The 26,623-nt window shown below is 44.5% G+C and carries 23 protein-coding genes, 1 other RNA gene and 1 pseudogene; 5 read left to right on the plus strand and 20 right to left on the minus strand.

Translation table 11 applies throughout. From position 1 onward, the window contains the following. Window positions 1-156 precede the first annotated feature (156 nt). The 9 genes from trxB to rsmH all read right to left on the minus strand — a co-directional run bounded on the left by trxB (window position 157) and on the right by rsmH (window position 9,770). Complete coding sequence (gene trxB, locus J2S23_RS09765) at window positions 157-1,071, minus strand: thioredoxin-disulfide reductase (protein ID WP_307122541.1); 915 nt, start codon at window positions 1,069-1,071, stop codon at window positions 157-159. 84 nt (window positions 1,072-1,155) lie between these two features. Next, window positions 1,156-1,380: a DUF4059 family protein gene (locus J2S23_RS09770; protein ID WP_307122542.1), complete on the minus strand. Its 225-nt coding sequence runs from the start codon at window positions 1,378-1,380 to the stop codon at window positions 1,156-1,158. Between the two features lie 222 nt (window positions 1,381-1,602). Then, window positions 1,603-2,346: an amino acid ABC transporter ATP-binding protein gene (locus J2S23_RS09775; RefSeq protein ID WP_307122543.1), complete on the minus strand. Its 744-nt coding sequence runs from the start codon at window positions 2,344-2,346 to the stop codon at window positions 1,603-1,605. After that, window positions 2,346-3,158, minus strand: coding sequence for an amino acid ABC transporter permease (locus J2S23_RS09780; RefSeq protein WP_307122544.1), 813 nt, complete (start codon window positions 3,156-3,158; stop codon window positions 2,346-2,348). Before J2S23_RS09780 ends, J2S23_RS09775 begins: the two co-directional genes overlap by 1 nt. 139 nt (window positions 3,159-3,297) lie before the next feature. After that, entirely contained in the window at window positions 3,298-4,641 is a 1,344-nt protein-coding gene (locus tag J2S23_RS09785; protein WP_307122545.1) for a DEAD/DEAH box helicase, read from the minus strand. Between the two features lie 554 nt (window positions 4,642-5,195). Next, complete coding sequence (gene mraY, locus J2S23_RS09790; RefSeq protein WP_307122546.1) at window positions 5,196-6,191, minus strand: phospho-N-acetylmuramoyl-pentapeptide-transferase; 996 nt, start codon at window positions 6,189-6,191, stop codon at window positions 5,196-5,198. Window position 6,192: 1 nt separating this feature from the next. Next, on the minus strand, window positions 6,193-8,454 hold the full coding sequence (gene pbp2x, locus J2S23_RS09795) for a penicillin-binding protein PBP2X (RefSeq protein ID WP_307122547.1): 2,262 nt from the start codon (window positions 8,452-8,454) through the stop codon (window positions 6,193-6,195). 18 nt (window positions 8,455-8,472) lie between these two features. Further along, window positions 8,473-8,802, minus strand: a complete 330-nt coding sequence (gene ftsL, locus J2S23_RS09800; RefSeq protein WP_307122548.1) for a cell division protein FtsL — start codon at window positions 8,800-8,802, stop codon at window positions 8,473-8,475. Between the two features lie 11 nt (window positions 8,803-8,813). Next, window positions 8,814-9,770 carry a 16S rRNA (cytosine(1402)-N(4))-methyltransferase RsmH gene (gene rsmH / locus J2S23_RS09805; RefSeq protein ID WP_307122549.1) on the minus strand — a complete coding sequence of 319 codons (957 nt, stop codon included), beginning with the start codon at window positions 9,768-9,770 and terminating at the stop codon, window positions 8,814-8,816. 210 nt (window positions 9,771-9,980) lie between these two features. On the opposite strand from rsmH, the gene J2S23_RS09810 reads away from it, so the two are divergent. Next, window positions 9,981-11,333, plus strand: coding sequence for a TrkH family potassium uptake protein (locus J2S23_RS09810; RefSeq protein ID WP_307122550.1), 1,353 nt, complete (start codon window positions 9,981-9,983; stop codon window positions 11,331-11,333). A gap of 100 nt (window positions 11,334-11,433) precedes the next feature. Beyond that, on the plus strand, window positions 11,434-12,105 hold the full coding sequence (locus J2S23_RS09815) for a potassium channel family protein (RefSeq protein ID WP_307122551.1): 672 nt from the start codon (window positions 11,434-11,436) through the stop codon (window positions 12,103-12,105). Window positions 12,106-12,368: 263 nt separating this feature from the next. Here the strand turns inward: J2S23_RS09815 and J2S23_RS09820 are convergent, their stop codons facing one another. The 5 genes from J2S23_RS09820 to J2S23_RS09840 all read right to left on the minus strand — a co-directional run bounded on the left by J2S23_RS09820 (window position 12,369) and on the right by J2S23_RS09840 (window position 16,362). Continuing rightward, a complete protein-coding gene (locus J2S23_RS09820; protein ID WP_307122552.1) occupies window positions 12,369-13,787 on the minus strand; it encodes a cell division site-positioning protein MapZ family protein in 1,419 nt (472 codons plus the stop codon). 15 nt (window positions 13,788-13,802) lie between these two features. After that, window positions 13,803-14,954 carry a THUMP domain-containing class I SAM-dependent RNA methyltransferase gene (locus J2S23_RS09825; RefSeq protein ID WP_307122553.1) on the minus strand — a complete coding sequence of 384 codons (1,152 nt, stop codon included), beginning with the start codon at window positions 14,952-14,954 and terminating at the stop codon, window positions 13,803-13,805. Between the two features lie 75 nt (window positions 14,955-15,029). Next, window positions 15,030-15,396: RNase P RNA component class B (rnpB, locus tag J2S23_RS09830), an RNA gene on the minus strand. A gap of 14 nt (window positions 15,397-15,410) precedes the next feature. Next, on the minus strand, window positions 15,411-15,740 hold the full coding sequence (gene gpsB / locus J2S23_RS09835) for a cell division regulator GpsB (protein ID WP_307122554.1): 330 nt from the start codon (window positions 15,738-15,740) through the stop codon (window positions 15,411-15,413). Between the two features lie 67 nt (window positions 15,741-15,807). Beyond that, a complete protein-coding gene (locus J2S23_RS09840) occupies window positions 15,808-16,362 on the minus strand; it encodes an SLOG family protein (RefSeq protein WP_307122555.1) in 555 nt (184 codons plus the stop codon). A 55-nt stretch (window positions 16,363-16,417) separates the two neighbouring features. On the opposite strand from J2S23_RS09840, the gene recU reads away from it, so the two are divergent. Then, complete coding sequence (recU, locus tag J2S23_RS09845) at window positions 16,418-17,014, plus strand: Holliday junction resolvase RecU (protein WP_307122556.1); 597 nt, start codon at window positions 16,418-16,420, stop codon at window positions 17,012-17,014. Window positions 17,015-17,070: 56 nt separating this feature from the next. Beyond that, window positions 17,071-19,215, plus strand: a complete 2,145-nt coding sequence (gene pbp1a, locus J2S23_RS09850) for a penicillin-binding protein PBP1A (RefSeq protein ID WP_307122563.1) — start codon at window positions 17,071-17,073, stop codon at window positions 19,213-19,215. 228 nt (window positions 19,216-19,443) lie between these two features. Here pbp1a and J2S23_RS09855 read toward each other — a convergent pair whose 3' ends face one another. The 4 genes from J2S23_RS09855 to J2S23_RS09870 form a co-directional block, all read right to left on the minus strand. Beyond that, the gene (locus tag J2S23_RS09855; RefSeq protein WP_307122557.1) at window positions 19,444-19,698 is read right to left on the minus strand and encodes a DUF896 family protein; all 255 of its coding nucleotides are present in this window, start codon (window positions 19,696-19,698) and stop codon (window positions 19,444-19,446) included. A gap of 8 nt (window positions 19,699-19,706) precedes the next feature. Then, the gene (glyS, locus tag J2S23_RS09860) at window positions 19,707-21,746 is read right to left on the minus strand and encodes a glycine--tRNA ligase subunit beta (RefSeq protein WP_307122558.1); all 2,040 of its coding nucleotides are present in this window, start codon (window positions 21,744-21,746) and stop codon (window positions 19,707-19,709) included. Between the two features lies 1 nt (window position 21,747). After that, a complete protein-coding gene (gene glyQ / locus J2S23_RS09865; protein WP_307122559.1) occupies window positions 21,748-22,665 on the minus strand; it encodes a glycine--tRNA ligase subunit alpha in 918 nt (305 codons plus the stop codon). Window positions 22,666-23,107: 442 nt separating this feature from the next. Continuing rightward, entirely contained in the window at window positions 23,108-23,935 is an 828-nt protein-coding gene (locus J2S23_RS09870; protein ID WP_307122560.1) for a Cof-type HAD-IIB family hydrolase, read from the minus strand. A gap of 458 nt (window positions 23,936-24,393) precedes the next feature. On the opposite strand from J2S23_RS09870, the gene J2S23_RS09875 reads away from it, so the two are divergent. Next, window positions 24,394-25,626: an HlyC/CorC family transporter gene (locus J2S23_RS09875; protein WP_307122561.1), complete on the plus strand. Its 1,233-nt coding sequence runs from the start codon at window positions 24,394-24,396 to the stop codon at window positions 25,624-25,626. A 162-nt stretch (window positions 25,627-25,788) separates the two neighbouring features. Here the strand turns inward: J2S23_RS09875 and J2S23_RS09880 are convergent. Together J2S23_RS09880 and J2S23_RS09885 are read right to left on the minus strand one after the other, a co-directional pair. Next, window positions 25,789-25,872, minus strand: a pseudogene (locus J2S23_RS09880) (IS200/IS605 family transposase); the annotation flags it as partial. Window positions 25,873-25,907: 35 nt separating this feature from the next. Beyond that, window positions 25,908-26,623: Cna B-type domain-containing protein (locus tag J2S23_RS09885; protein WP_307122562.1), on the minus strand; the 716-nt coding region annotated here is incomplete at its 5' end.

Raw genomic sequence — 26,623 nt, forward strand, 5'->3', positions numbered from 1 at the left:
GTGGACATGTTCATCTGCTTTCTATACTGAGTTGGGGAATTCTAGTATATCAGACGAACATGTCTTTTTTGTTGCACTTCATTTTACAACGCGGGAAAAAATAAAAAGCTGAGACTCTTCCCAGCTTTCTATTGATTTTCAGATGATCGTTATTTCTTAACTGTGTTCGACAATATAGTTATAGACATTTTGCCCAGCAATAGCACCATCCCCGACAGCTGTCGTGATTTGACGGAGTTGCTTTTGACGAAGGTCGCCAATGGCAAAGATGCCAGGTACCTTGGTCGACATTTGGTCATCTGTTATAACCCAGCCTGCTTCATCTGTAATGCCAAGGTCTGTAACCATCTCGCTGACGGGGTCAAGACCAACATAAATAAAGACGCCACCACAGACTAGTTCAGACAAGTCTCCCGTCTGTGTGTCTTTAAGAACGACCGCTTCGACTTGACGGTCACCACCCTTGATTTCCTCAACGGTTTTGTTCCAAGCAAAGCTAATCTTTTCATTGGCAAAGGCACGTTCTTGGATAATTTGTTGGGCACGGAGCTGGTCTCTCCGGTGAACGATAGTTACTGACTTGGCAAATTGCGTCAGATAAATCGCTTCTTCGACCGCTGAGTCACCACCGCCAACCACAACCAAATCTTGATCGCGGAAGAAGGCGCCATCACAAACCGCACAGTAAGAAACCCCACGGCTATTGTATTCTGCTTCACCAGGGACACCCAGTTGACGATGATTTGCACCTGTTGCTAAGATAATCGTTTTAGCATCGAAGCGCTCATCCTCGGTCACCACTGTTTTAAAATCCCCGTGGTCTTCTACCGTCTGTACAAAACCATAGATGTTTTCCACGCCGAATTTTTCTAAGGGTTCATACATTTTCATGGACAATTCTGGACCCGTAATGAGGTCATAACCGGGGTAATTTTCAATATCTGCTGTATTGTTCATTTGGCCACCAGGTACCCCTCGCTCAAGAAGACCGACTTTTAGATTGGCACGCGCTGCATAAAGTGCTGCTGTCATCCCAGCTGGGCCTGAACCGATAATAAGTGTATCGTACATTGTTTTTCCTTTCGTGTGCTCTTGTGTCAAGCTTGTCTAAACTAACTAGTCCTTGCCTCTTGAAAACCGACCTATTACTAGTCGTTAAACGCGAAGCATTAAAATAATCCCCATCAGAGCAAAGGAGAGAATAGGTATGACCATAACCGCAATCAGGAGTGCTTCGTAACTAGACGCACGGCGTTCTTTTGCTGTTTGGTCTAATTTTCGAAACTTGCGCCAGGCAAGCCAAGCTGATCCTAGGACAAAGGCTAAAAAAGCAGTTCCTAGCAAGCTTTGGAAATATAGGCTTAAAATTCTTAATAACATAGTAACCTCAAGGATGAAAAGAACCTTGCCTAGCTCACTCAACCATCAGTGATTGGACAAACAGGTCATTTCTTTTAGTAGATAATACAGTCGCTCTTATTGAATGTCTTAAATGGTCATAAATCAACAGGTCTTAGCAGCTGAGTTTCATACCATCTAAAAAAGCAAAGAGTGACCCCTTCAAATCCTCCTTAGAATTTGAAATGGGTTCACTCCATTATATCAAACAAAGTTGCGTTTGTAATTTGAAAAGAATGCTTTAGTCCGTTCTTCCTTAGGATGGTTGATCAATTCATCAGGGGTTCCTTGCTCGATAATGTTCCCCTTATCCAAGAAGAGAACACGGTCAGCGACCTGTTGAATAAAAGCCATATCATGGCTGACTAAAATCATGGTTTGACCTGATTCTGCCGCATTGGCAATCGAACGCTCAACCTCACCGACCAACTCTGGATCCAGAGCTGATGTTGGCTCGTCCAGGAGTAAGACATCAGGTTTCATGGCGAGGGCGCGAGCAAGGCCCACCCGTTGTTTTTGACCTCCCGAAAGGTGTCTCGGGTAATGATTCTGCCGGTCAGTCAAGCCAACCTTAGCCAATTCTTCCTTGGCAATAGCGGTTGCTTCCTCATCAGATAGTTTCTTGACAACCTTAAGGCCTTCCTTGACATTATCAAGGGCTGTGCGACGACCAAAAAGGTTGAACTGCTGGAAGACCATAGACAACTTGCGACGCAAGGTCAGGATGTCTTCTTTTGAAATGGTTTGAAAATCAACCGTGAAGTCATCGATTGACAACTGGCCGCTGTCAGCAGTCTCTAGGTAATTGAGTGCGCGGAGCAGGGTCGATTTCCCAGCCCCAGAGGATCCGACAAGGGCAATAACTTCTCCCTTTTTCACCTCAAAGCTGATGTCATCCAGAACCTTTTGACCTGAGAAAGACTTGGTTAAATGTGAAATGGTAATCATTAACGGTCACCTCCATGAGATTGAAGCGCTGGTTCAAGATCGGCCTGTTCAGGTGACTGGATGGCCATCTTACGTTCCACGTAGCGGCCAAACTGCTCAATCAAGATATTCACAATCCAGTAGACAATCGCTACAGAGATGAAGCGCTCAAAGTAGCGATAGTCACGGCCACCCATGATTTGGGCCTGGGCGTAAATTTCGACAATCCCTGCACTAAAAGCCAGAGAAGTTCCTTTGGTTAAGCCAATTAAGTTATTAATCAAGGTGGGTGTGGCGACAACTGCTGCATTAGGGATAATGACGCGGCTATAGACCTGACCATTTGTCATCCCAAGACTTCTGGCTGCCTCGATTTCACCAGGATCTACCGACTGGATAGCGGCCCTCAAGGTCTCACTAGCATAGGCAGCTTCATTAAAGGCAAAGGCTACCACAACAAAGAGATAAGCTGGTAGTTCATTGATGTTAAAACTGGTTCCAAAACGGGCATTGATGGCTTTTAAGGCCAAGGGAATCCCGTAGTAAGTCAACATCAGCTGGACCAAAATAGGTGTTCCCCGTAAAAAGGAAACAAAGAAAGCTTGAATCCGGTATAAGACAGGGACCTTATTGAGCTTAACAATGGCAAACAAGAGGCCTAAGAGCAGACCAAAAGCTGCTCCACCTAGTGTTAGCCCTATGGTAACAGGGAGTTTTGAGACGATCTGGGGAATCCCATCAAATACAGCCCTTAAATTAAAAATTTTACCCTCAGGGATATAGGTCATCAAATCCTTATACCATTGCGGGGTCACGGTTAGTAATGTGAACATGCTTCTGTTTTCCTTTTTTAATTCATGAATAGTGTTTATTTTAACACAAAACATCACAAAGTCATAAAAATCAGGCTGTTGGAGTCATTAAAAATTCCAATCAACCTGATAGATAAAAGTTATCGCTTCATTTAAATGCTTAGAAGGTTTGACGTTTCGATTTTCGTTCAGCACGTCCTCTAGCACGGCTTTCTGCACGTTTTTCACGCTTACGCTTCTCGTCAATCTTCCAGCCAATTTTTTTCTTGTAGCCTGGTTTGATTTTCTTCTTTTTCTTTTTAACCAACCCAATCATCTCATTGTCGAGTTTTTTAACCGTCTTTTCACGATTGATACGACGGTCACGGTCATAAGTATCTTGAAACTCCCCGTCTTTAACTACTTTTGGTACAAAGCTGATGCCTAATTTTTCCAGTTCACGGATATCCGCATCGTCACTCGGTTGGTAGAGGGTAATGGCTGTTCCAGACAGACCATTTCTTCCTGTACGTCCTACTCGGTGAACAAAGAAGGACAAATCCTGCGGGATCGCGTCATTGATGACATGACTGACCCCTTCAATGTCGATACCGCGGGCCGCAAGGTCCGTCGCTACAATGTACTCAAAGTCCAAGTTCTTGACCTGGTTCATGATCCGCTTGCGCTCACGTGGCGGGATATCGCCGTGAATCTTAGCCGCGCGAAGACCATTAGCAACCAGATAACTGTGAAGCTCGTCAGCCCGCGTCTTGGTGTTGACAAAAATCATGGCCAAATAGGGTTGCATGAGCTTGGTCATTTCCAGGATTTGGGCGTTTTTGTCCCGTCCCTTGGTTGAAATCAACCAGTTGTCAATGGTATCTGAGATGACCGTCTTGGTCTTAATCTGCTCGATGACGGGGTTGGACAAGTATTTTTTCAAGAAAGGTTGCAGTTTTTGCGGGATGGTCGCCGAGAAGACCAAGAACTGGAGATCCTTAGGCAGGCTTCCAGCAATCTTGTCTACTTCGTTTAAGAAACCTAGATCAAGGGTCATATCCGCCTCATCCACCACAAAGGTCTTGGCCTTGTGGATAGCGAGATCGCCAGACTTAACCAAGTCATAGATACGACCCGGTGTTCCAATCACAATATGAGGCTGGCTGTTGCCCAGTTTATCGATTTGACGAGCTTTATCTGTTCCACCGACATAATTAGCCACACGGATTTCTGTTTCAGAGAACTGTGCAATTTGACGGGCTGCCTGGTAAATCTGGGTCGCTAATTCACGACTCGGTGCGGTAATAACCGCCTGAACTTGAGCTAACTCCTCATCTAATTTTTCAAAAATCGGTAATAAAAAGGTATGGGTTTTCCCTGAGCCAGTCTTGGACTCTCCAACCAAATCACGGCCAGAAAGAACAACTGGGATCAATTTTTCCTGAACCTCTGTCGCCTGCTCAAATCGCAATTCTTCAAGAGCGATGTTGATATAATCTTTAAATTTAAAACGTGTAAATTCCATCATTTCCTCATTCATTTTTTAGTGTTATCATTACGGTCAGACAACAAGATGCTGACACTCCAGTCTTCCTAAACGGTCTCTTTTATTATACCAGATTTTCAACATTTAGGCTCCCCCAGCGTTTTTACCCACTAATGACCCTTTTCGATCGTCTTTTTCTGAGGTCAACTCTTTTTTAGACGAGGACAAAAAAACAGCCAATCGGCTGTCTCAGATTGAAGACAAAGTCTCTTTTTAAACTTTCCTTAGGTGATAACGGACGGTAGCGACTCCCTTCGGGATTCCAAACCTAAGTTTTGAGCCTTCTTCGCTTTTTCATTTCCAAGCTCAGACCTGAAATAGTCCACTGGACTCTTTCACCCCAAAACTTCCGAGTGCCTGAAACGCAATAGTTTCAGGCACTTTTATCACAGCGGAAAGTTTCGATAATTGCTAATCGCTCGCTTAGCTCGCAAAAAATCAACTCTTTAAATCCTTGAAAGAACTTCGTATTGTCCTTCTGACAGAAAACTAGGGTTTGTCTACGTCCTCAAACAGCCAATCGGCTGTCCCTTTTAGATGTATAAAATGAGCAGCGTCAGGACGCTCATGACTAGGCCAAGTCCCCAAAGAAACATGTCAACCTGCCATTCAGACCAAGCTTTGGACTTGCCTGATAAGCCTCCCAATTCGAGATGATGGTGAAAAGGCGTCATCCGAAAAATCCGTCTGCCTTCGCCATATTTTTTCTTGGTGTATTTGAAATAAGCGACCTGCAACATGACAGAACTGGTTTCAAGGACATAGACAAAACCGATGAGTAAGAGAGTCCATTCTTGATGTAATGCAATCGAGATAGTTGCTAACATCCCACCCAAAGCTAGTGAGCCGACATCGCCCATGAAGATTTTGGCGGGTTTTTTATTGAACACGAAGAACCCTAAGAGCGCTCCTATCATGACCACGCAGACCATCAGCACATCCATCTGCCCTTGCTTATAAGCAATTACACTATAGGCAGCAAGGCTAATGACAACTGAAATGGAGGATAGGCCATCAATACCATCGGTCAAGTTAACGGCATTTGAAAAACCAACCAGCCAAAACAAAACAAAAAAGAGGTAGAACCAGCCCAGATTGATGTCAAAGCCAAAGACATTGAGCATACCTGTTCCTTGATGATTGCTGTGAAAAACATAGAAAATGATACCACCGATGATCTGTAAAACTAATTTTTGCTTAGGGTTAAGCCCCTCATTAACCTGCTTAAAAACCTTTAGAAAATCATCTAAGAAACCGACAACCCCATAGAGAGCTAAGACAAACAGTATCCCCAAGGTAGACCACTGAACCTTCATCAAGGTCGCAAAAATCAGACTCACAACCAAGGCAATGATGAGAAAGACTACCCCCCCCATCGTCGGCGTCCCCGCCTTTGCCTGGTGTTGTTTGACATCTTCGTGCATCTGTTGACCTTTAATTTTGGCCTTCTGGTAAAAACGAATAAAGCGAGGCATGGCGATGACAGTTAATGCAAACGCCAATACCCCTCCTAAAATTGTGAAGAGCATTTTAATCTCCTAATGTAATGGTTATTTTTTTAAGATTATCAATGGCTTTTTCTGCCTTGACACTCTGGTTGGCGACTCGACTGCCTTCACCTTTATAGACAACTTCAATACCGGTCCATTCGGCAAACTTCTCAACATTTTCCTTGGTCCAGCCATACATATCTGGCACTTTTTTCAAGTCCCCTGTCCATAAGAGAACCTGTTGATTAGCAGTCAGATTGCTACCAATTTTGACAGAGGTATCTTTAATTTCATTGGTTGAGCCAACAACGATTGGTTGAACCAAGTGTTGGCGTAATTCCGCAGAAACATTTCCAGGAGCAAGGTCAATGACATTTGGAAGCTTGTAGGCTGTCTCGTCAGAAACATTATCAAGGATAGTCGTTGGTTCGGTTAAGCCTAAGGTATCTTTAAGTAGCATGGCCTGGCTTAGTACTGGATTGACAACATCCATCCAAAAGAGTATGTCCCAGGTTTCAGGTTGCTGCATGGTCACATACATGTAGAAATCTGGGTCTTCTGATGGGTACATGGCGACAACAGAGTAAAGCAAACTGTTAGAGCCAGAACCTTCAATATAGCCACTGCCATCAGCCTTAGCAATCTCAGCGGTACCAGACTTAACAGCTGCAGGAACACCATTAACTTGAATAACTGAGCCACCAACAGCTCCAGAATAAAGCGTTCCGACATAAGGATCTGTTCCAACGGTGACCATGTATTGAAGGGTTTGGTTGGCTGCATCAGCAGAAATGGGTTTTCCTGAAACTTCTGGCTGTGCCTTTCGCGCTGAATCCGTATTAGGGTCATAGAGAGCTGATACAACTTTCGGTGTGAGCATCTCCCCTTCGTTAGCAACTGAAGAAAAGGCTTTTAACATCTGAATTTGAGTGACAGAAATCCCTTGCCCGAAGGCTGACATGGCTGTGGTTACCTTGTTGTCCGAGTTAACCAAACCAAAGGTTTCATGGAGCATCCCAAAACGAGTCGGTAGCCCGAAATCGAATTGAGAGAGGTACTTGAGCCAGGTCTCATCTCCCATGTTTTGCTCTAGAATAACCATCCCGATGTTTGACGAGTGCGCGAAGGCTTGAGCAAGGTTGAGATAGCCTCCAGTAGACAAGCCCATGTTAATATCCCAGTCGTTAATGGTCGTGTCAATAACAGTATAGCCTGATGTACTATAGGTATAGGTCGGGTCAAAGGTCTCGTTATCAATAGCTGAAGCCAGGGTCATAACCTTCATGGTCGATCCTGGTTCATATTGTGTTTGATAGAGCGCACTATTCCAGTCTTTTATGTCTGAGACACCTTCTTTAGTATCCGAATCAAAGGTCGGCCGTTGGGTGGTTGCCAGAATCTCACCAGTCTTCGCAGAAACCAAGGTCGCACTGGCTAAGACGCCGTTAGCCTTGCTCTGGAAAATATCCATATTGGTCTCCAGATAGGACTGTAGGGGTTCAGACAAGGTTGTGTAGACATCTTGACCATCGACTTTTTTCTGGGTAATGCTTTCTGTTCCTGGTTTAATGACGCCAGAAGCGGTTTTCTCATAAGTGATGATGCCATCTGTACCGGATAGGATGCTATCGAAACTTTCCTCCAAACCAGTCGATCCGATGAGCGATTGGGTCTTGCCATCGTCATTGTCTTTTAAAGTGGTTAAACCGATAAGGTGAGAGGCGAAAACGCCATTCGGATAGAGACGACCTGGACTAGCTGTAAAGCCAATCCCCGTAATCCCTTTTTCGGCCATAGCCGTTTCAATGGCAACCTTTGTTCCATAGGAAATATTATTTCCCTGGGCCCCAAAGGATACTTGGTACTGGTTCTCTTTTTTGAGTTGCTCTTTGATATAGTCACTTTCAATACCTAAGTTCTCAGATAAGATTGTTGCCACATCATCAAACTGTTCGGATTGAATATAGAGTTTTTCACCAGTCGCTGACACATATTCATGGCTTAAAATGGCATAAATGCTGTAGGTGGTCGAGTCCTCTGCGATGACTGTCCCATTGCGGTCATAAATCGTTCCACGACGAGCTTGAACCGTCATAGTGGTCTGATGGCGATCCGCCGCCAAAGCCCTAAGGTCTTGCCCAAACTTTTTACCTGTAATTAAAATGATGGCGAAATTGATTAAGAACACCAAAAAGAGAAAAACAGCCAGCACACTTAAGGATAAGCCGACTTTTTTGCGATTATAGCGTGGCCCTTTGCGATCTGATAGGGCATAAGCTAAAATTTTTCTACGTTTACTCATATACCTTTTGACGACACATCAGTCACTCGGTGTGCCAGTACTCTCCTTATTCAAGGTTAACCCTGCCTCTTCGGCAATCTCCATCAGTCGATTGTAGCGCATCAATTCATTGTTCGCTTGCTTAGCCTCATCGTATTCTAACTGTTTGGCATCAAGCTGTGTCTTAAGGGTAGTCATTTCAGATTGAACCTGCAATAGATTCGTTTGCATGTAAATAATACTAACAGCCACAATAATTCCTGTAAGGACAATACTACCGTAAAAAGCTTTCTCCACTCGGGTAAAAGTCTTCACACGTTCTCTAATGAGTTGGTCAAACGCTTGACGATTCTGATCTTCCTTAGGCATTATCTTCTCCTTTAAGGTTGTCTTCTCACCCTGCGCGCCACACGAAGTTTTGCAGAATGGGCACGGTTATTGTTCGCTAATTCTTCATGACTGGGTAAAATCGGTTTGCGGGTAAGAATTTCCAGCTCTGGTTTTAAGTTTTCTGGAATAACAGGTAGCCCTTTAGGAAGGTCTACCGTTGCTTTTTCTTTAAATAACTGTTTGGTTAACCGGTCTTCCAAGGAATGAAAGGTAATCACGGCGATTTGACCGTCTATGGTCAAGAGCTCAATCGCTTGTGCGATCGATTCTTCTGCTGCTCCTAACTCATCATTAACAGCAATTCTGATAGCTTGAAAAATCTGCTTGGCCGGATGCCCCTTTTTCTTGAGTTCCTTGGCAGGTTTTGCGGACTTGATCAGTTCAGCCAATTCACCTGTCGTCTCAATTGGTTTGAGACTTCTAGCTTGCTCAATTTTACGGGCAATCTGCTTGGAAAATTTATCTTCTCCGTAACGGAAAAAAATAGTGACCAAGTCATTAAAGGAATAGGTGTTAACCACGTCGTAGGCTGTTAGTGATTGACTTTGGTCCATCCGCATGTCTAATGGAGCGTCCTGCTTGTAAGAAAAGCCTCTCTCGCGCTCATCCAACTGAGGACTTGAAACTCCTAGGTCATAACAAATCCCGTCAATGGCTTCAACTCCATGCTTGGCCAACTCTTCCCTTAAATAGCGAAAATTAGATTTGATAAAGGTCACCTGACCCTTTTCGATATAGGGAGCTAGACGTCTTTGAGCATTATCGATCGCTTTTTGGTCTTGGTCAAAAGCATAAAGATGACCTGTAGAGGAGAGTTTAGACAAGATCAGTTCACTGTGTCCAGCTCCTCCCAAGGTCGCATCTACATAAATACCATTAGGCTTAATCGCCATTCCCTCGACGGTTTCTTCCAGTAAAACTGTCAAGTGTTTAAAAGTCTCTGTCATATCCTATCTATTGTACCACAATTTTTTTTATTTTTGCCATCAAGGAGAGAGGAAATCGCTATCTAGGCCCTAAGACCGAGAAGACAGTCTAACAGACCAACGGTCTTACCATTTTGAGTCTCTTTCCTAAAAATAAAGGGATTTTCTACCGTTTTCCGTTTCAATTATGTTAAAATAAGCCTAGTATTATGATTTAGAAAGTACCTTCCCATGAAGATTTTTTACAAGCACTTATCTCCTGCAAGGAGGATCGTGCTCTTTTTCTTGACTGTTATTGTCATTGGTTCGACCATCTTGAATTTACCAGTCCTACAATTGCCATCGTCTGAGGCCACCTATCTTGACCATCTCTTTACCACAGTTTCCATGGTCTGCGTAACAGGACTCTCAACTCAGGCTGTCTCAGAAACCTACAATACCCTAGGCCAGGTCGTCTGCATGATCCTAATGCAGGTCGGAGGTTTGGGGGTGCTCAGTTTCTTAGGATTGTTTTACATGGATGTCAATAAACGCTTCAACTATGACGATCGCACCACCCTGCAAGAAAGCCTCAATCGCGATGAAGTGCCTGATTTCACTGTCTTTCTTAAGGCAGTCTTTACCTTTACCTTTCTCTTTGAGGCTATCGGTGCTTTCTTATTGAGCTTTCGTTTCGTTCCAAGTTTAGGCTGGTCCAAAGGACTCTTCACCTCTATTTTCATGGCTATCTCTGCCTTTTGTAATGCAGGGTTTGATAATCTAGGAGCAACAAGTCTCCAGCAGTACACTACTGATCCCTTGGTTAATGTGACCATCATCCTTCTCATCGTGACAGGGGGAATTGGGTTCTCCGTGTGGTTTGACTTGCTCACGCAAGCTAAGAATCGGCGGAGCTTGAAAAACCTTCGCTTCCACACCAAGGTTGTTTTAAGCCTCACTTTTCTTATTCTCAGTGTTGGTACCATCCTTAGTTTCCTAACAGAGATGACAAACCCTGATACCATTGGTTCGCTGAACTTCGGCCAACAGTTACTCACCAGCTTGTTTCAAACAGTCAGTATGCGGACGGCTGGGTTTGCAACGATTGATTACACCAAAGCTCAGCCCATTACCTTGCTGATTTATATCGTCCAAATGATGATGGGTGGCGCTCCAGGAGGGACAGCCGGGGGGATTAAAATTACAACCTTTCTCGTGACTGTTTTCTTCGTCAAAAGCCAAATCATGGGCCTACCTCACACCAATTTCAAGAAGCGAACCATTTCGCCTGAGGTCGTCCAAAAAGCCTTAGCAATCTTTACCGTCTTTATCGCGACCTTTGTTGTAGCGCTTCTACTGTTGACCCTCTTGGAACCTGATGTTGATTTTATCTATCTAGTTTATGAAGTGATGTCAGCATTAGCGACTGTCGGGGTATCCGCCAACTTGACTGGAAGTTTGCAGCCTGTCAGTCTATTTTTAATCATGGCCCTCATGTTTATCGGTCGCATTGGTCCTATTACGATTATTACAGGGCTCAATAGACGAAAACCTAGCAAGCAACAAACCCTTCACTATGCAAAATCTGACCTCTTTGTCGGCTAAGTAAAACTGAAAAGGGACCGTCAACAGTCTATTCATTCGGCAACGCCTTATGTGGCAATTCAACCCATTTTTATCATGAACAACCTGTAAAGGAGACATTATGGCAAAACGTACTATTGGTATTCTCGGCTTAGGCATTTTTGGAAGCAGCATTGTGGATACCCTAAAAAATTATGATTGCGATATCATTGCAATTGACAACCGTGAAACGCACATTAATGCTGTATCTCAGCATTTGACTCAGGGAGTTATTGGCGATATTACCGACTTTGACCTTTTGCAAGCTGCAGGTATTGACGTTTGTGATGCTGTCGTCGTGGCAACAGGCTCTAGCATTGAAGCCAGTGTCCTTGCGATTATGCATTGCAAATCCCTTGGGGTTGAGGAAGTTGTGGCTAAGGCTACTAGTGAAATGGTTGCCAAAGTGCTATTAAAGGTCGGAGCAGACCAAGTCATCACACCCGAAAAAGAGATGGGAACAGCCATTGCCAAGCAAGTACTCTTTACCAATGCTACTGGAATTGTTCCAATTGATAAGAATTTGAGTTTGGTTGAATTTTTACCACCTGAAAAATGGATTGGCAAGAAACTCATCGATGTCCCACTTAGGCAAAAATATCAGATTAACTTGATCGGCTACCGTCCCTTCAATGCTGCTAAAATCAATACCTCCATTTCACCCGAATATGTTTTTAAGACAGAAGAACGAATTGTAGCCGTTACTGACAACCAAACATTCGACCGCTTCGATGGTTTATCAAAATTAAGTTAACATAAGGCTGATGGCCTAAATTGCAACCAAAAAAGGAGAGAGCAGGAAACCTACTGCCCTTTGTATGGATCAGGTTTATACGAGTGCCTTGTTTTGATTGCCTTTTCTGGGGTGACATAATGTAAGTATCTTTTGCTTTATTGTCTGTCTCAAAACCTGCCCTACATTTTTGAACGCTCCGCCTACTCCCAACCTTGTTGAAGCCTATATGAAAACAAGCCTGAGACTGTTGTCCCGGGCTTGTTTGTTATGATAAATCCGAATTAGTAATCGGCCTTACGACCTGAACCATTTCCAAAGAAGTAGCCGGTCTTAGCATTGATAGAAAAGAGGTAGGTACCATCTGTTCTAAACATGTTGTAATAGCCATTGCCATTAATGATATTTACCTTTTCAAGGATAAATTCATTGCCAGAGAAGTAGCCCCTCTGATTAGAGGTCGCAATGATTTTTTCTAATATTCCTGGATTAAAAATCCAAGCTTCATTAGAGGCATCCGCAATAAGCTCATCGTTATAGGGCACTCGAGTGACGTCTCGTTTTAGAGCGACTTGATCATCTCCATAAACAACACGTTTTCCGTAATCTAGGGTGATGCCATTGGTTAGGGTTACCGTATTTGACGTCGAAGGTTCTGAGGCAGCAGGAGCTGGTGTAGCAACTTCAGCAACACCCGAATTCCCCGCTGCAGGTGCAGCGACTGCAGAACCAGCTGCCGCACTTTCTTGTTGTGAACGACCAAAATTCACTGCTGCTGCCAATGCAGCATCAACAGAAGAAATACCTGTTGAAGGAGCCGCCAATTCGACACCCGGATTAGCAGTCGCAGTCGTGTCAATTTCACCGTTTACCAAGACAGGTTTGTCAAACTGAGCATTGAGAGTCTGGGTAGCTTCAATGGCAGCTTTAAGGGAATCAAATTTCGCCTTGGCCGCATCATACTCATCCGTTCCTTCCAAAGTTGCAAGGGCTGTCTCTAAGGCTGACAATTGTTCAAAACTGTCATTTTTAAGAGAAGCCTGCGACTCATCTGTATAAAAGCTAGCATAGAGTTCATTGAAGGCTTTTAAAGGGGCTGACTCTTCCTCCGTATCCGAAGAAGATGAGGCTTTACTACTTGAAGCGCTAGAACTCGATGATGCGCTAGACGAACTGCTACCTCCGAAAAGACCAGATAAGGCTTGACGCTGACTGTAAAGGGTAAAGGCTATTCCGATAATGGCTAAACCAGCCAACAAGAGGCCAATCATTTTACGACGTTTTTCCGCACGCTCATCTGCTAAATAACGTTCATCTTCTGGAAAGTCGTCAAAACTCTCCTCCCGCAAAGGAGTTGCTGAAGTTGCCGCTGCAACAGTGGTGTCCTTGGTAGCTTCTGCTGAACCGGGAGCGACAGGTGCAACTGGCACTGCTTTAGTCTCATCGAGGCTTTCGCCATCATCCAAATTCCCCAAAGGGGCTAATTCTTCTTCACGGATTTTTTTCGTTTCAAATTTATCTGCTTCGATTTGGTCACGGTGCTGCTTAATATAGCGGTCTAGTAAGCCATCATCTTCTTTGACTCCTGCTTCGATCTCCCCCTGAGTTTTGGCAGCCTCCTCGACCGTCATTTCCTTAGCTGTTTCTAAATCAAGGATACGCTCTTCATCTTCAGGCAGATTTGGATTCATTTTATCAGACATCTTGTTCTCCTTCTCCTAGGCGTGACGTTTGACACGCTCCCCAAAAAATTGATAAAGGTCAACTTTTAAGGTTCCATTATATAATTTCCGTTTTTTGTCAGCAACTTGCTGGTACTTGGTTTCAAACCCTTCATCGCTGGTCAAGATAAATTTGGACCAGGTTTTAAGCGGTCTAAAGGTTTTTCCCATCTCATTATACAAAATATCGACTGCCTTGTCATCTAGCAATCGCTCCCCGTAAGGAGGGTTTGAGATGATAACACCGTTGATTTTATCGGTTTTTAGGTCCTGAAGACGCATTTGTTTAAATTCGATGACATTTTTGAGTCCAGCCTTTTCAGCATTTTTCTTAGCAATTTCAATCATACGCCCGTCGATATCATAGCCTGAAATATCTAAGACAACTGTTTCATCAATGCTATCCTTTGCCTCCTGTCGGGCTTTTGCGATGAGGTCATTAGCCATCCACGGCCAGGCTTCATAGGCAAACTCCCTGTATAAACCAGGAGCTCTCTTTTGACCAATCATAGCAGCTTCGATACAAAACGTACCAGATCCGCAAGTCGGGTCAATCAAGGGCTTATCTGGATACCAGTTTGATAGCATTAAAATAGCCGCAGCCATATTTTCCTTGATAGGAGCACCACCTTTTTCTGTCCGGTAGCCTCGCTTAAATAAGCTTGAACCCGTTGTGTCAATCATCACGGTCGCACGGTCTTTCAGAATGGACACTTCGATTTTAAATTCTGCCCCCACTTCCTGGAGAGGCACACCTTCTGGTCGATGGAAGTGCTTTTGTAATTTTTTGACCACAGCTTTTTTAGAAATGGCCTGAACAGATGGTTCATTATGCAATTTGGACTTGACACACTTGGCCTTTGCTATGGGGAACTTTGCCCCTAATGGCAGATAGTTTTCCCAATCAAGGCCAAACACCCCCTGAAAAAGCTCCTCAAAGGTATGGGCTGGAAATTCACCGACCACAATCTTTATGCGGTCTGCTGCTCGCAACCAAAGGTTGGTTTTTATAATATCCTCGGCCTTTCCTGTAAAGCGCACGCGGCCATTTTCAACCTGAGTTTGGTAGCCTAAATCCTTGAGTTCACGCCCAACGATTGCTTCTAAGCCGGCTGCTGCGGTTGCGATTAAATTAAATTGTTCTTTCATAGTCTCTTTCTATTGATGCTCATTTGAGAAAAAACGAGACCGAGGCACTGCCTCAGCCTCGACCTATATGCAATCTTCTATAAGCCATGTTTTGTTCCAGAACTGACTAGGTATCAGCTCCTTCGATAATCATCTGTCTACTGTTCTCACAGTCAGGATAGCCATTCTTTCTTCTGCCTATCCCATGCCCCGACCAAAGTTTGGGTTGCTAGCTTGAGGGGTTTACCGCGTTCCACTTTTTGGGTTTCCCCAAAAACTCCGTCACTGTGGCACTTTCAGGCCTAGTAGAGCATATCCAAGGACTTAGCCCGTTTGACCGCCGTCACGCACAAGGCGTGCCTAGGCTTATCGTTTCGCCTAGCACAAACACTACCGGCATCACAGCCAGTGCTAGCATGGACTTTCCTCACAGGTAAGAATACCTGCGCGATTATCCAAAAATTGCATGGTGGTTGATTAGTCTTCGCTAATTTGCTTGCCAAAAACTTCTTTTTCCAAGCGATTAATCCGTTTCAGAATATCAAAATTAGTGGCCGTCGAGGCCCGCGCAAACTCAGGACGTTCTGGAATTGGTTCTGGATTAAGCATGCTCGAAGCAGTCTTGCTTCCTTGATTTCTAAGACGCGACACTTCAGCCTTAAGTTCTTTGATTTTAGCTTCATAGACGTCATAATCTTTCATGATATCGTCTAAAAACTCATCAACTTCCTCTTTGTTATAGCCTCTCATCGAAATTTTGAATTCCTGTTCAAAAATATCTTTTGTCGTAAACTTAATACCTGCCATGTCTCTCTCCGTCTCATCGTTACTATTACCTTTTATTATAGATGATTTTCGCCATAAAAAGCAAGTATTATCTATCAAAATCTGAAAAGTTTTCGGCAATCTCATTGAGGTCATCAAAACGTAATAATTTCAAAAAATAATTGTCTTGCGTATGCAATTTTTCATACAAATATTTCAAATTGGTCTCATTTTCAGGGTCGTAAAAAAGATAAGCTCCATCCGTATGATCGATCAAAAAAGTATTGTAATCTCGAAACTGGCCTGGATTTTCATAGCGTTTATAGGCAGCCGTCACAAAATCCAAGGTCTTAAATTTGGCCAGTTTCTCTTGGTTCTGGTCAGACCAATTCTCTCCATGTGTCTCAAACGGAAAAATACAGGCCAGCTGTAAATCATAGGCTTCCTTAAGCCTCAAGGCTTCTTCTAAAACCCAGTACTCAAATCCAAGATTCCCAGTGAAAATGAGCCACTCCAATCCATCGTCTAAGAAATGCATCAAATCCCGTTTGATTGCTTCTTTAATCACGAGAACCCTGGGGTCTTTTTCATTAAAAAGTCCTAGGTCCGTATGTCTGTAACCTGATAGTAATAAACGCAATACCTTAACCCCCGCCACAAGCATTCTCAATTTCTTTATGGTATAATATGGTGATGTTATTTTATCAGGAAGGAGCTTTATGGTCAACTATCCCAACGCTAAACGTGTTAGTATATCTAAGGCTCCTCGCTTAAAAACACCTTCCATCGATTTCGCTAATCGTGGCATGCGCTTTGAAACCTTAATCAACGACAGCAACAGTTATTATTTATCCAGAAATATAGCTGTCATCCATAAAAAACCGACGCCAGTTCAGATTGTGAAGGTCGATTATCCTCGACGCAGTCGCGCTAAAATTGTAGAAGCTTATTTTAGACAAGCTTCTACCACGGACTACTCTGGTGTTTATAAGGGGTATTACATTGATTTTGAAGCCAAGGAAACCCGGCAAACCAGTTCCATGCCCTTAAAAAATTTCCATGCGCACCAGATTATCCATATGGAAAATGTTCTCAAGCAACAAGGCATCTGCTTTGTCCTCCTTCATTTTTCAACTCTCCAAGAAACTTACCTCCTCCCTGCGGAGCCTCTCATCTCCTTTTACCAGATTGATCAAGGAGGTAAGTCTATGCCTTTATCCTACATTCGTGAACACGGCTTTGAAATACCGCTTCAAAGTCATCCCAGTATTCCATACCTCGATGTGGTTGACAAGTATTTGATAGGTGGTAACTAAGATTTATGAAAAAACCGACTGCTAATTTCTCCAACTTCCAAAAACGGTTTAAAGAGATGACTGACACCAAAAATCCTCTTAAAAGAGCCCTCATTATTTTGGTCAATGTCTTATTAGGACTCTTTGTTGCCCTCTTTTTGTTTGGTGCCTCACTCTTTCTTTACTATGCAGCGACTGCACCTGACTTAACCGAAGAATCCTTAACAGCAACAGCATCCAGTTTGATTTATGATGCCGATAACAACCTCATTGCTGATTTGGGTTCTGAAAAAAGGACCAATGCAGATACCGAGGATATTCCCATTGATTTGGCCAATGCCATTGTTGCTATCGAAGACCACCGCTTTTATGATCATCGCGGTGTCGATGTCGTTCGTATTCTAGGTGCGGTTTGGAACAACCTTACTTCCTCTAGTACGCAGGGTGGTTCAACTCTAACCCAACAGTTCATTAAACTCTCCTTCTTTTCAACCTCTCAAGAGCACCAAACCCTTAAACGAAAGGCTCAGGAGGCTTGGCTATCCCTTCAACTTGAACGTCGAAATACCAAAGAAGAAATCCTCACCTACTATGTTAACAAAGTCTATATGGCTAATGGTAACTATGGGATGCAGACAGCTGCCAATTCTTATTATGGGAAGGACCTCAGTTCCTTATCACTAGCTCAATTAGCCCTTCTGGCAGGGATGCCACAGGCGCCAAACCAGTACGATCCTTATACCGCTCCAGAAGCCGCAAAATACCGTAGAGATATTGTTTTGAGCCAAATGCTGCGCCACGATTATATCGATCAAGCAGCCTATGATGAAGCTGTTGCAACGCCAATCGAAGATGGCCTTCTTCCTCTGACATCAAGCTCCAGTTACCCAGCATACATGGATAACTATATCAAGGAAGTCATTGAAGAAGTTCAAGAAAAGACAGGCTACAATTTGATCGATGCTGGCCTCCATGTCTATACCAATGTCAACACAGCTGCCCAACAGCGCCTTTGGGATATCTATCACTCAGATGCCTACGTCAATTATCCCGATACTGAACTTCAAGTTGCCTCTACCGTTATTGATGTGACTAATGGTAAAGTCATCGCCCAATTAGGGTCTCGCCATCAAACAGAAGCTACTTCTCTAGGCACTAACCAGGCTGTTGAAACCAATCGTGACTGGGGATCAACCATGAAACCCATCACAGATTACGCTCCAGCGATCGAAGCAGGTATATATAATACGACTGCAGACCCTATTAACGACGCTCCTTACAATTACCCAGGGACAACAACTCCAGTCAACAACTGGGACAAGAGCTATTATGGCTACATGACCATCCAAGATGCCATCATGTACTCTCGTAACGTTCCTGCTGTTAAATCCCTTGAAGCTGTTGGCCTTAAAAATTCTTTGAAATTCTTGAATGGTTTAGGGATCAACTACCCAGAGATGTTCTACTCTAATGCCATCTCGTCTGCAACTAGTGTTTCAAGTACAGAGTATGGCGCCAGTTCTGAAAAAATGGCTGCTGCCTATGCCGCCTTCTCTAATGGTGGTATCTACTATGAACCTCAATATGTTAACAAAATCGTCTTTAGTGACGAAACTGAGGTCTCCTATGAGCCAGAAGGCAGTCAGGCCATGAAGGCAACGACAGCCTACATGATGACAGAAATGATGAAGACGGTTCTCAACTATGGTGCTGGTAGCAATGCGACCATTCGTGGCCTCTACCAAGCAGGTAAGACAGGAACGTCTAACTACACTGACGACGAAATCGAAGAACTAGCTCAAAACTATCCTATTTACACCTCCAGCATTGTCGCTCCAGATGAGAGCTTCGTCGGATACAATAGCCAGTACGCGATGGCCGTTTGGACAGGCTATAAGAATCGTATGGTTCCAATTTTAGACTCGAGCCTCTATGTTGCAACAGATGTTTATCGCAATATGATGCTTTACCTCTATGAAACAACAGGAAGTGGTTCTACGAATTGGGTGATGCCTGATGGTCTCTACCGCTACGGTTCCTATATCTACAAAGAGGGGGCTAGGATTACTTACACTTACTCGACGACAGAAGAAACTAGTGAGTCAGAGGAAGAATCTACAGAATCATCATCAACTCAAGAAACAAATGAGGAAGCTACTCCTCCATCCAATGATGATTCAACTAATGGTACTCCAACGAATCCGCCAGCCGATAACGACTAAAGTATTGATGTCAAATCATCTTTTAAGAGATTGATTGGCATTCTTTAGGAAACCTCTCAATAAAACACACCCACCATGAGATAATCAACTCATGGTGGGTGTGTTTTAGTTTTATTGGTCATCACATAGAGAGATGGCTAACCCGATTGCAAGACCTTCAGTTCCTCTTCATCCACATCCATCTAACCTAAGTCAACACTGCTTATCTATAGCTATTAGATGATGGTCTTACGAATTATCCCCAAGTCTTCTGCCATGAAGGCCTTTTTGGCGTTGGATTTCTTTGAGTTTTTCTGGAGTAATGTCGTTACCTTCCTCATCAACCACCTTGATGCCTTCAAGATGGTGACGGACAGAGCGTCGGTAACCTTCAATGTACTCTTCTCTGAGTTTGGCTTGCTCTGCTAGCTCCTCTGGCGTTAAGCCCTCCGCTTTTTTCTTGCGGGCCAGCTCATTGATACGATCGATCTTAGCTTGTTCCATAACCCCTCCTATTTGGTGTTCAGCTGGTTGAACTGGGCCACTTGGCTGGCCTTAGCTGTTAGATTAGCAAGCAGGGCAAGGCGATTGCCTTTGACCGCTTCGTTGTCCACCATAACCATGGTATTGTCAAAGAAGGCGTTGATGGCTGGGCTAAGGGCAAAGAGGGCTGATACTTGCTCCTCTGCTGAGCCTGAAAGTTCTAAGTTTTCTACAGCATCATACAGAGCTTTCTCATGCGCGTTTTCAAAGAGATTGGTGTCTACAGACACCGTAGCGTCAGCTTTTTCCGCTAGGTTGAAGACACGGGCCAAGCTCTCAACAGAAGCCTTGTAGCTATCAGCCTTGCTGGCTTCTAGCAGGGCGTTACCAGATTCGATCAAATCACGAACCACAAAGTTGTTGCTGGCTAGGACGGCTGTCACAATGTCTTTTGGCACAGCGGTGTCAAACATCTTCTCAATACGGGCCTTGAAGAAGGCCATGACTTCTGTTTGGTTGGCATAGCTGAGACTTTCAAGGTTTAGGGCAAAGAGGCAGTCAACCAAGTCATTGAGCGAGAGGTTCCAGCCAAACTTATCCAGGATACGGACGATACCAGCTGTTGCACGGCGAAGGGCATACGGGTCATTAGATCCGGAAGGGATAAGGCCTACGCTAAAGAAGCTGAGAAGGGTATCCAGCTTATCGGCAATGGCTAGGATAGCCCCTGGTACAGTATCAGGCAAGTCCCCATCAGCAGAGGTCGGCATGTAGTGTTCACGGATAGCCACTGAAACAGCCTCTGATTCGCCGGCTAAGCGAGCATATTTCTCACCGAGAACACCTTGAAGCTCATCGAACTCTCCCACCATGCCAGTCAAGAGGTCAAACTTGTAGATGTCTGCGGCACGCTCAATGCTGGCTGCGTCTTCTGCTGATACACCTGCCATGTCCACCAGTACTTGAGCGACAGCCTTGGTGCGTGCCATATGCTCTGTGAGAGAACCGATTTTTTCATGGAAGTTCACGTTTTGCAATTTAGCAACCAAATCTGAAATGTGAAGTTTTTGGTCTTCACGCCAGAAGAATTCCGCGTCTTCCAGACGCGCTACGAGAACTTTCTGATTCCCCTTAACCACATTGTCCAAATGCTGATCGTTCCCGTTACGGACAGAAACGAAGTAAGGCAAGAGTTTACCCTCTGCGTCACGCACGACGAAATAGCGTTGGTGGTTCTTCATGGAAGTCACTAAAACTTCCTCTGGAACCGCCAAATAGCGTTCGTCAAATTGGCCAAGGAAAGCTGTCGGGTATTCCACCAGGTTCAAGACTTCGCTGAGGAGGTCTTCGTCAATTTCGACCTTAACATCATGTGACGCTTCGATGGCACGAATTTGCTCAATAATCATGTTTTCCCGCTCATTAGGATTTGCAATAACATAGACCTCACGGAGTTGGTCTTCGTAGCTGTCTGCGGAGGTCAGCTCAATCTCTTGACCCAAGAAACGGTGCCCACGGCTCACACGGCTAGCACTGATGTCTAAGAAATCAAGGGCTAAGGCCTGATCATCCAGAAGAACGGCTAAGGTGTGGACTGGACGAACATACTCAAAGCTATTGCCTGCCCAGTGCATGCTGACAGGAAAGGTCATGCTCTTGAGCACATCTGCCACTCCTGCAAGGACAGCCTCCACTGGCTGACCAGCTTCTTCCTTTGTCACGTAGACGTACTCTTCGCCGTTGACTTCGCGGAAGGTAATGGCGTCTGTGGTTAAGCCTTTACCACGGACAAAACCTTCTGCTGCCTTAGTGAAGTTGCCGTCAGCGTCAAGGGCAATCTTCTTAGCCGGACCTTTGAAGTCCTCGGTCAAATCGTCTTGCTTGTCGGCCAGCTCTGAGACTCGGACCGCTAGACGGCGCGGTGTCGAGAAGGCTTCGACACGTTCAAAGCTCAAGCGACTGTCTTTTAAAAAGGCAATCAAGCGGTCACGCAACTGCTCCATAGCAGGGGTGACAATGTAGGCTGGCATTTCTTCCAAGCCAAGTTCAATCAATAAGTTTTTTGTCATCTTAAGCCTCCTCCTCTTTTAAGAGTTCTGCACGGGTTGCTTCATCAAGAAGTGGGTAACCCAATTTTTTACGCTCTGCAACAAAGGTCTTTGCGACAACGCGAGCCAAATTACGGATGCGGGCGATATAACCTGCTCTTTCGGTCACGGAAACCGCTCCGCGCGCATCCAAGAGGTTAAAGGTATGAGAACACTTGAGGACATAGTCAAAGGCAGGGTGCACCAGACCCTCTTCGAGGGCACGGCTAGCTTCTTTTTCAAACTTCTCGAAGTTCTCAAGGAGCATGTCCTGGTCAGACACTTCAAAGCTGTACTTAGAATGCTCGTACTCTGGCTGAAGGAAGATCTCACCGTACTTAACGCCAGGCGCCCACTCGATATCGTAAACCGAATCTACTTCCTGGATGTAAGAAGCAAGACGCTCCAAACCATAGGTCACCTCAGCGGTAACAGGGCCAGTCTCAAGGCCACCGACCTGCTGGAAGTAGGTGAACTGTGTGATTTCCATCCCGTCAAGCCACACTTCCCAACCTAGACCCGCTGAACCTGTTGAAGGGTTTTCCCAGTTATCCTCAACAAAGCGAATATCGTGCTCGAGTGGGTTAATCCCAAGCTTTTCGAGGGACTCCAAATAGAGCTCTTGGATATTGCTTGGGCTAGGCTTCATGACTACTTGGAATTGATGGTGTTGGTAAAGGCGGTTAGGATTCTCCCCGTAACGGCCATCTGCTGGACGGCGAGACGGCTCCACATAGGCCGCATTCCATGGCTCAGGCCCGATAGCCCGCAAGAAAGTATAAGGGCTCATCGTTCCCGCCCCTTTTTCCGTGTCATAGGCCTGCATTAGCATACAGCCTTGGTCATTCCAGTATTGTTGCAAGGTTAAAATGATTTCCTGGAAAGTAAGTTTTTTACTCATTATTTCCCTCTTTCTTAATGTTTTCTGACGTCATGCCTTATTGGTAGCCAACATTGCTAGCACAGACACATTAGTCTGGTTTAGTTTTATTGCTCCTAGCAATGATCCTATAGTAGTTCGAGTGACAGGATATTACTGCTACTTACACTGTAAACGATTCGTGTTGTCGACAGGATAAACGCTTTGTTCACTCACGCTTTTCCACCAGATGGTTGGCAGTCGATGCAAAAGAACCGCCTCCCGACACCCTCCTTTGCACCTGGCAAAGGGGCGTCTGAAACGCGGTTCCACCCTTATTTATGACTTCATTTATATTTGTAAAAATCCCGAAAGCGCCACTCATCCCCTGCTCGACCTGGCTCCCACCACCCCAGATTCGCTACGACCGCATTACGGTAGAGATTCTTTCTAGAGCTATTGTAACAAAAAGCCCCTGATTTGTCTAATGATTTTCCGCAGCCAACACCAACTCCTCAATCGCACGCGCCACACCGGCTTCGTCATTGCTTGCGGTCACGTGGTCACAGATAGCCTTAACCTCTTCACTAGCATTGCCCATGGCCACACTAACCCCTGCAAAGGACAACATTTCAAGGTCATTAGCTGCATCTCCAATAGCCATGACTTCCTCTGCCTCTAGACCAAGCGTCTCTGCCAGTCTGGCTAAGGCACTGGCCTTAGTCGTCCCCTTTGGCATGGCCTCGTAGATGTAAGATTGGCTGCGCACCGTCGAGAAGTGTTGACTGAGCTTGTCCCCCTGCTCCTCCTGGAAGCGGTCCAAGGCTGGTGCTTCCCCCATAAACATGCCCTGGAAGATCGGAATGGAGCTGTTTTGCACGTGTTCTAAAGTTGTCGGCGTCGGTGTGGTAAAGACCAAAGCAGCATCGTAAGTCACCAGTTCTGGGACATCCTCACCTAGGATATAATAATGGTCGGAATCAAAGTAGGTCACGGAGATGTCTGGATAATCCTTGCCACTCTCTGCAAGTAGCGCCATGTCCTCTTGACTGAGCGACTGGTGGGCTAAGAGCGACCAATCCTTGGTTTTATAGATCGTACAGCCATTGTCTAAGATAGCATATTCTTCTTCCCCGTCAAGCCCTAGTTGGTCAAAAATGGAAACCACCCCTGACTTTGGACGTCCCGTACAGATAACTACTTTTACCCCTTTTTCAACAGCCTGGTGAAGAGCAGCAATGTTTTCCTTTGGAACTTCTTTTTGGCTGTTTAACAGGGTCCCGTCCATATCAATCGCTATTAATTTAATCATTTAATCCTCCATGGGTTTATGTCCGTATAAAAATTGCCATCCTAGTCGAACGCAGCAATTGGCTAGCAAAACTGTTTTATTCTGCCACTAGTGCTCGATAATCAAATGAAACCAAACGATGCAACCTGAGATAGAACGATCGATTTTCCGATTCAATCACTACCGTCTATGGTTGTTATCCAAAGCGTCTCATTTCTTAAGTTCTTTCAATAAGATCACTGGCTTTTTCATTCCCTTTTATTTTACCAAAAATAAGGCCCCTAGGCGAGTAAAGTCTGGTCAGATTTACGAAATGGCACTCGAATTCTGAGCAGAATGAGCAGATGACCAATAGATTCCTTACGATACACGACTATCCCGTCCAATCAATTGCCTTGACTCTTAATCTTTGGTACAATGGATAGGATTATCAGAGTATTTAAAGGGATCAGCCCTTTTTTGATTAGAAGGAGTTTTTCATGGACGACAGCAATTCCTTGCTGATAGTTTCGATTATCGGATTGATGGGGCTCTCGGCATTTTTCTCTGCCACAGAGACCGCTTTTTCATCATTAAACCGGATACGGTTGAAAAATATGGCTGAGGAAGGCTCTAAACGAGCTCAGCTAACCCTTGATCTGGCTCAGAAATACGACACTGTTCTCTCGACCATCTTGGTCGGCAACAACATTGTCAATATTGCCATGTCGTCTTTGGCTACTGTTTTTTTCATTGCTCTGCTTGGAGACATCGGGGTAACTGTGTCGACCATTGTCATTACAATCTTGGTCCTTATCTTTTCGGAAGTCACTCCTAAGACCCTGGCCAAACAATCTCCTGAAGCTTTTGCCATGGCAGTTGCCCCCATTATTCGCCTCCTTCTCATCCTCTTTAAACCAATCAATCTCTTTTTCAGTGGTTGGAATATCCTCCTCCAAAATGTTTTTCAGACAAAAGATAGCCAGTCCATTACCGAAGAGGAGTTAATGACCCTGGTGGACGAAGCCCATCAAGAAGGCGCCATCACCCAGGAAGACAAGGATTTGATTGACAGCGTTATTGAGTTTAATGACAACAGGGTCGCCGATATCCTAACCTCCCGGGTTGATCTTCAGGCAGTGTCCATCGAAGCCAGTAAGGATGATATCACCAAGGCCTTTCTTGACTCTGGTTACTCCCGCCTCCCCGTCTACAAAGAATCAATCGATCACATCATCGGGACCATTCACTTGCGCGATTTCTTTCAAATGGTCGTCCAAGGAAAGAATCACATCGACGAAATTATATCAGATGTTGTTCATGTCACCACCACAACGCCAATTAACGACCTCCTAAACACCCTTCAACAGAAAAAAATCCATATCGCCGTGGTTACCAATGAGTACGGTGGCACAGATGGTATTGTCACCATGGAGGATATCTTAGAGGAACTTGTCGGTGAAATTTGGGATGAGCATGATGAGATTGTTCATGAGTTTCATGAATTGAAACCCTCAGAATACCTGGTTATGGGCTATGCTGATGCTGATCGGGTCCTTGAAGAATTTGGCATCGAAGATGAGTACCAATCGACCACGATGAACGGTTGGATACTTGAGAAAATCAACCAAATCCCAAGTGAAGGGGATGAATTTGAGATCTTCAACCTCCATATCCGTATCACTAAAATGGACCGTCACCGCATCCAGAAATGCATCATTACAGTCGTTTGATGCCCAATTTGAGCCTTTGTAACAGTCAAAACCACCCGTGAAAACAGGTGGCTTGTACACCGGCTATAAGCCGTTAGACTCCAGCGGCGTGTAGAGACGCTCGCTGAACTGACGTTCAGCTTATGCTTTTATGACTTGATTAGTGCCCGTAACAACGGGCTTTTATCGTGTTCTAAAACCTCCATCTGAGAATGGATCTTCATATTCTTTTACACTTAACTTATCAAGTGCAATGTCATCTTTATCTCCATAGAGCCTTTTTGAGTGTAGAAATCTGTATTTTAATTATTGTAATTGTTGAATCTATATCCAATAATTACTATTATAAGTCCAAATATCAACAATAAAACTACGTACAGAAGGCAGCTACCCGTATCACCTGTTTTTGGTAGGATAACTTCATCCTGCGCTCTTTTCTTATTTGCCTTTCGTGATAAATAACTATCTGTTTTTTCCACATGAGTTTTTTGGTTATAATCTCCATTAGGCAACGGGGGCATCGTTACTATTTCTTTATTAGCAACAATAAATCCTTCATCCATATGACCCTTATATGATACTTGATAATGTCTTCCACCAACTTTGATGGAGCCTTCTTCTTCTCCAACTTCTTTAATGGTATACTCGTGTTCAGTACCACCTAAAGTTGCTGAGACTGGCAAGTTCGTAAACTGAGAGGTCCATCCATTAGCAGCGGTCAGCTCAAGCGTTGCACCAGTGGTTTGACCATCTTTAAAGAGCTCTACTGTGATGGCATCGACTGGTCCGTCTATGGCTTTTCCATCTATTCCACTCCAAATCTTACTCACCTTAAGCGTCCGTGTTGGAGGAATCAGTGGGGTCAGTGGAACCTTCGCTTTGTTAGTGACTGTCAAGACATCTGTCATCGTACCACCATAGTTAACGCCATACCAGGTGCCATTGACTTGGATGGAACCTTCTTCTTCTCCAACTTCTTTAATGGTATACTCGTGTTCAGCACCGCCTAAAGTCGCTG

It is taken from the genome of Streptococcus moroccensis (assembly GCF_030812835.1).
GTDB lineage: Bacteria > Bacillota > Bacilli > Lactobacillales > Streptococcaceae > Streptococcus > Streptococcus moroccensis.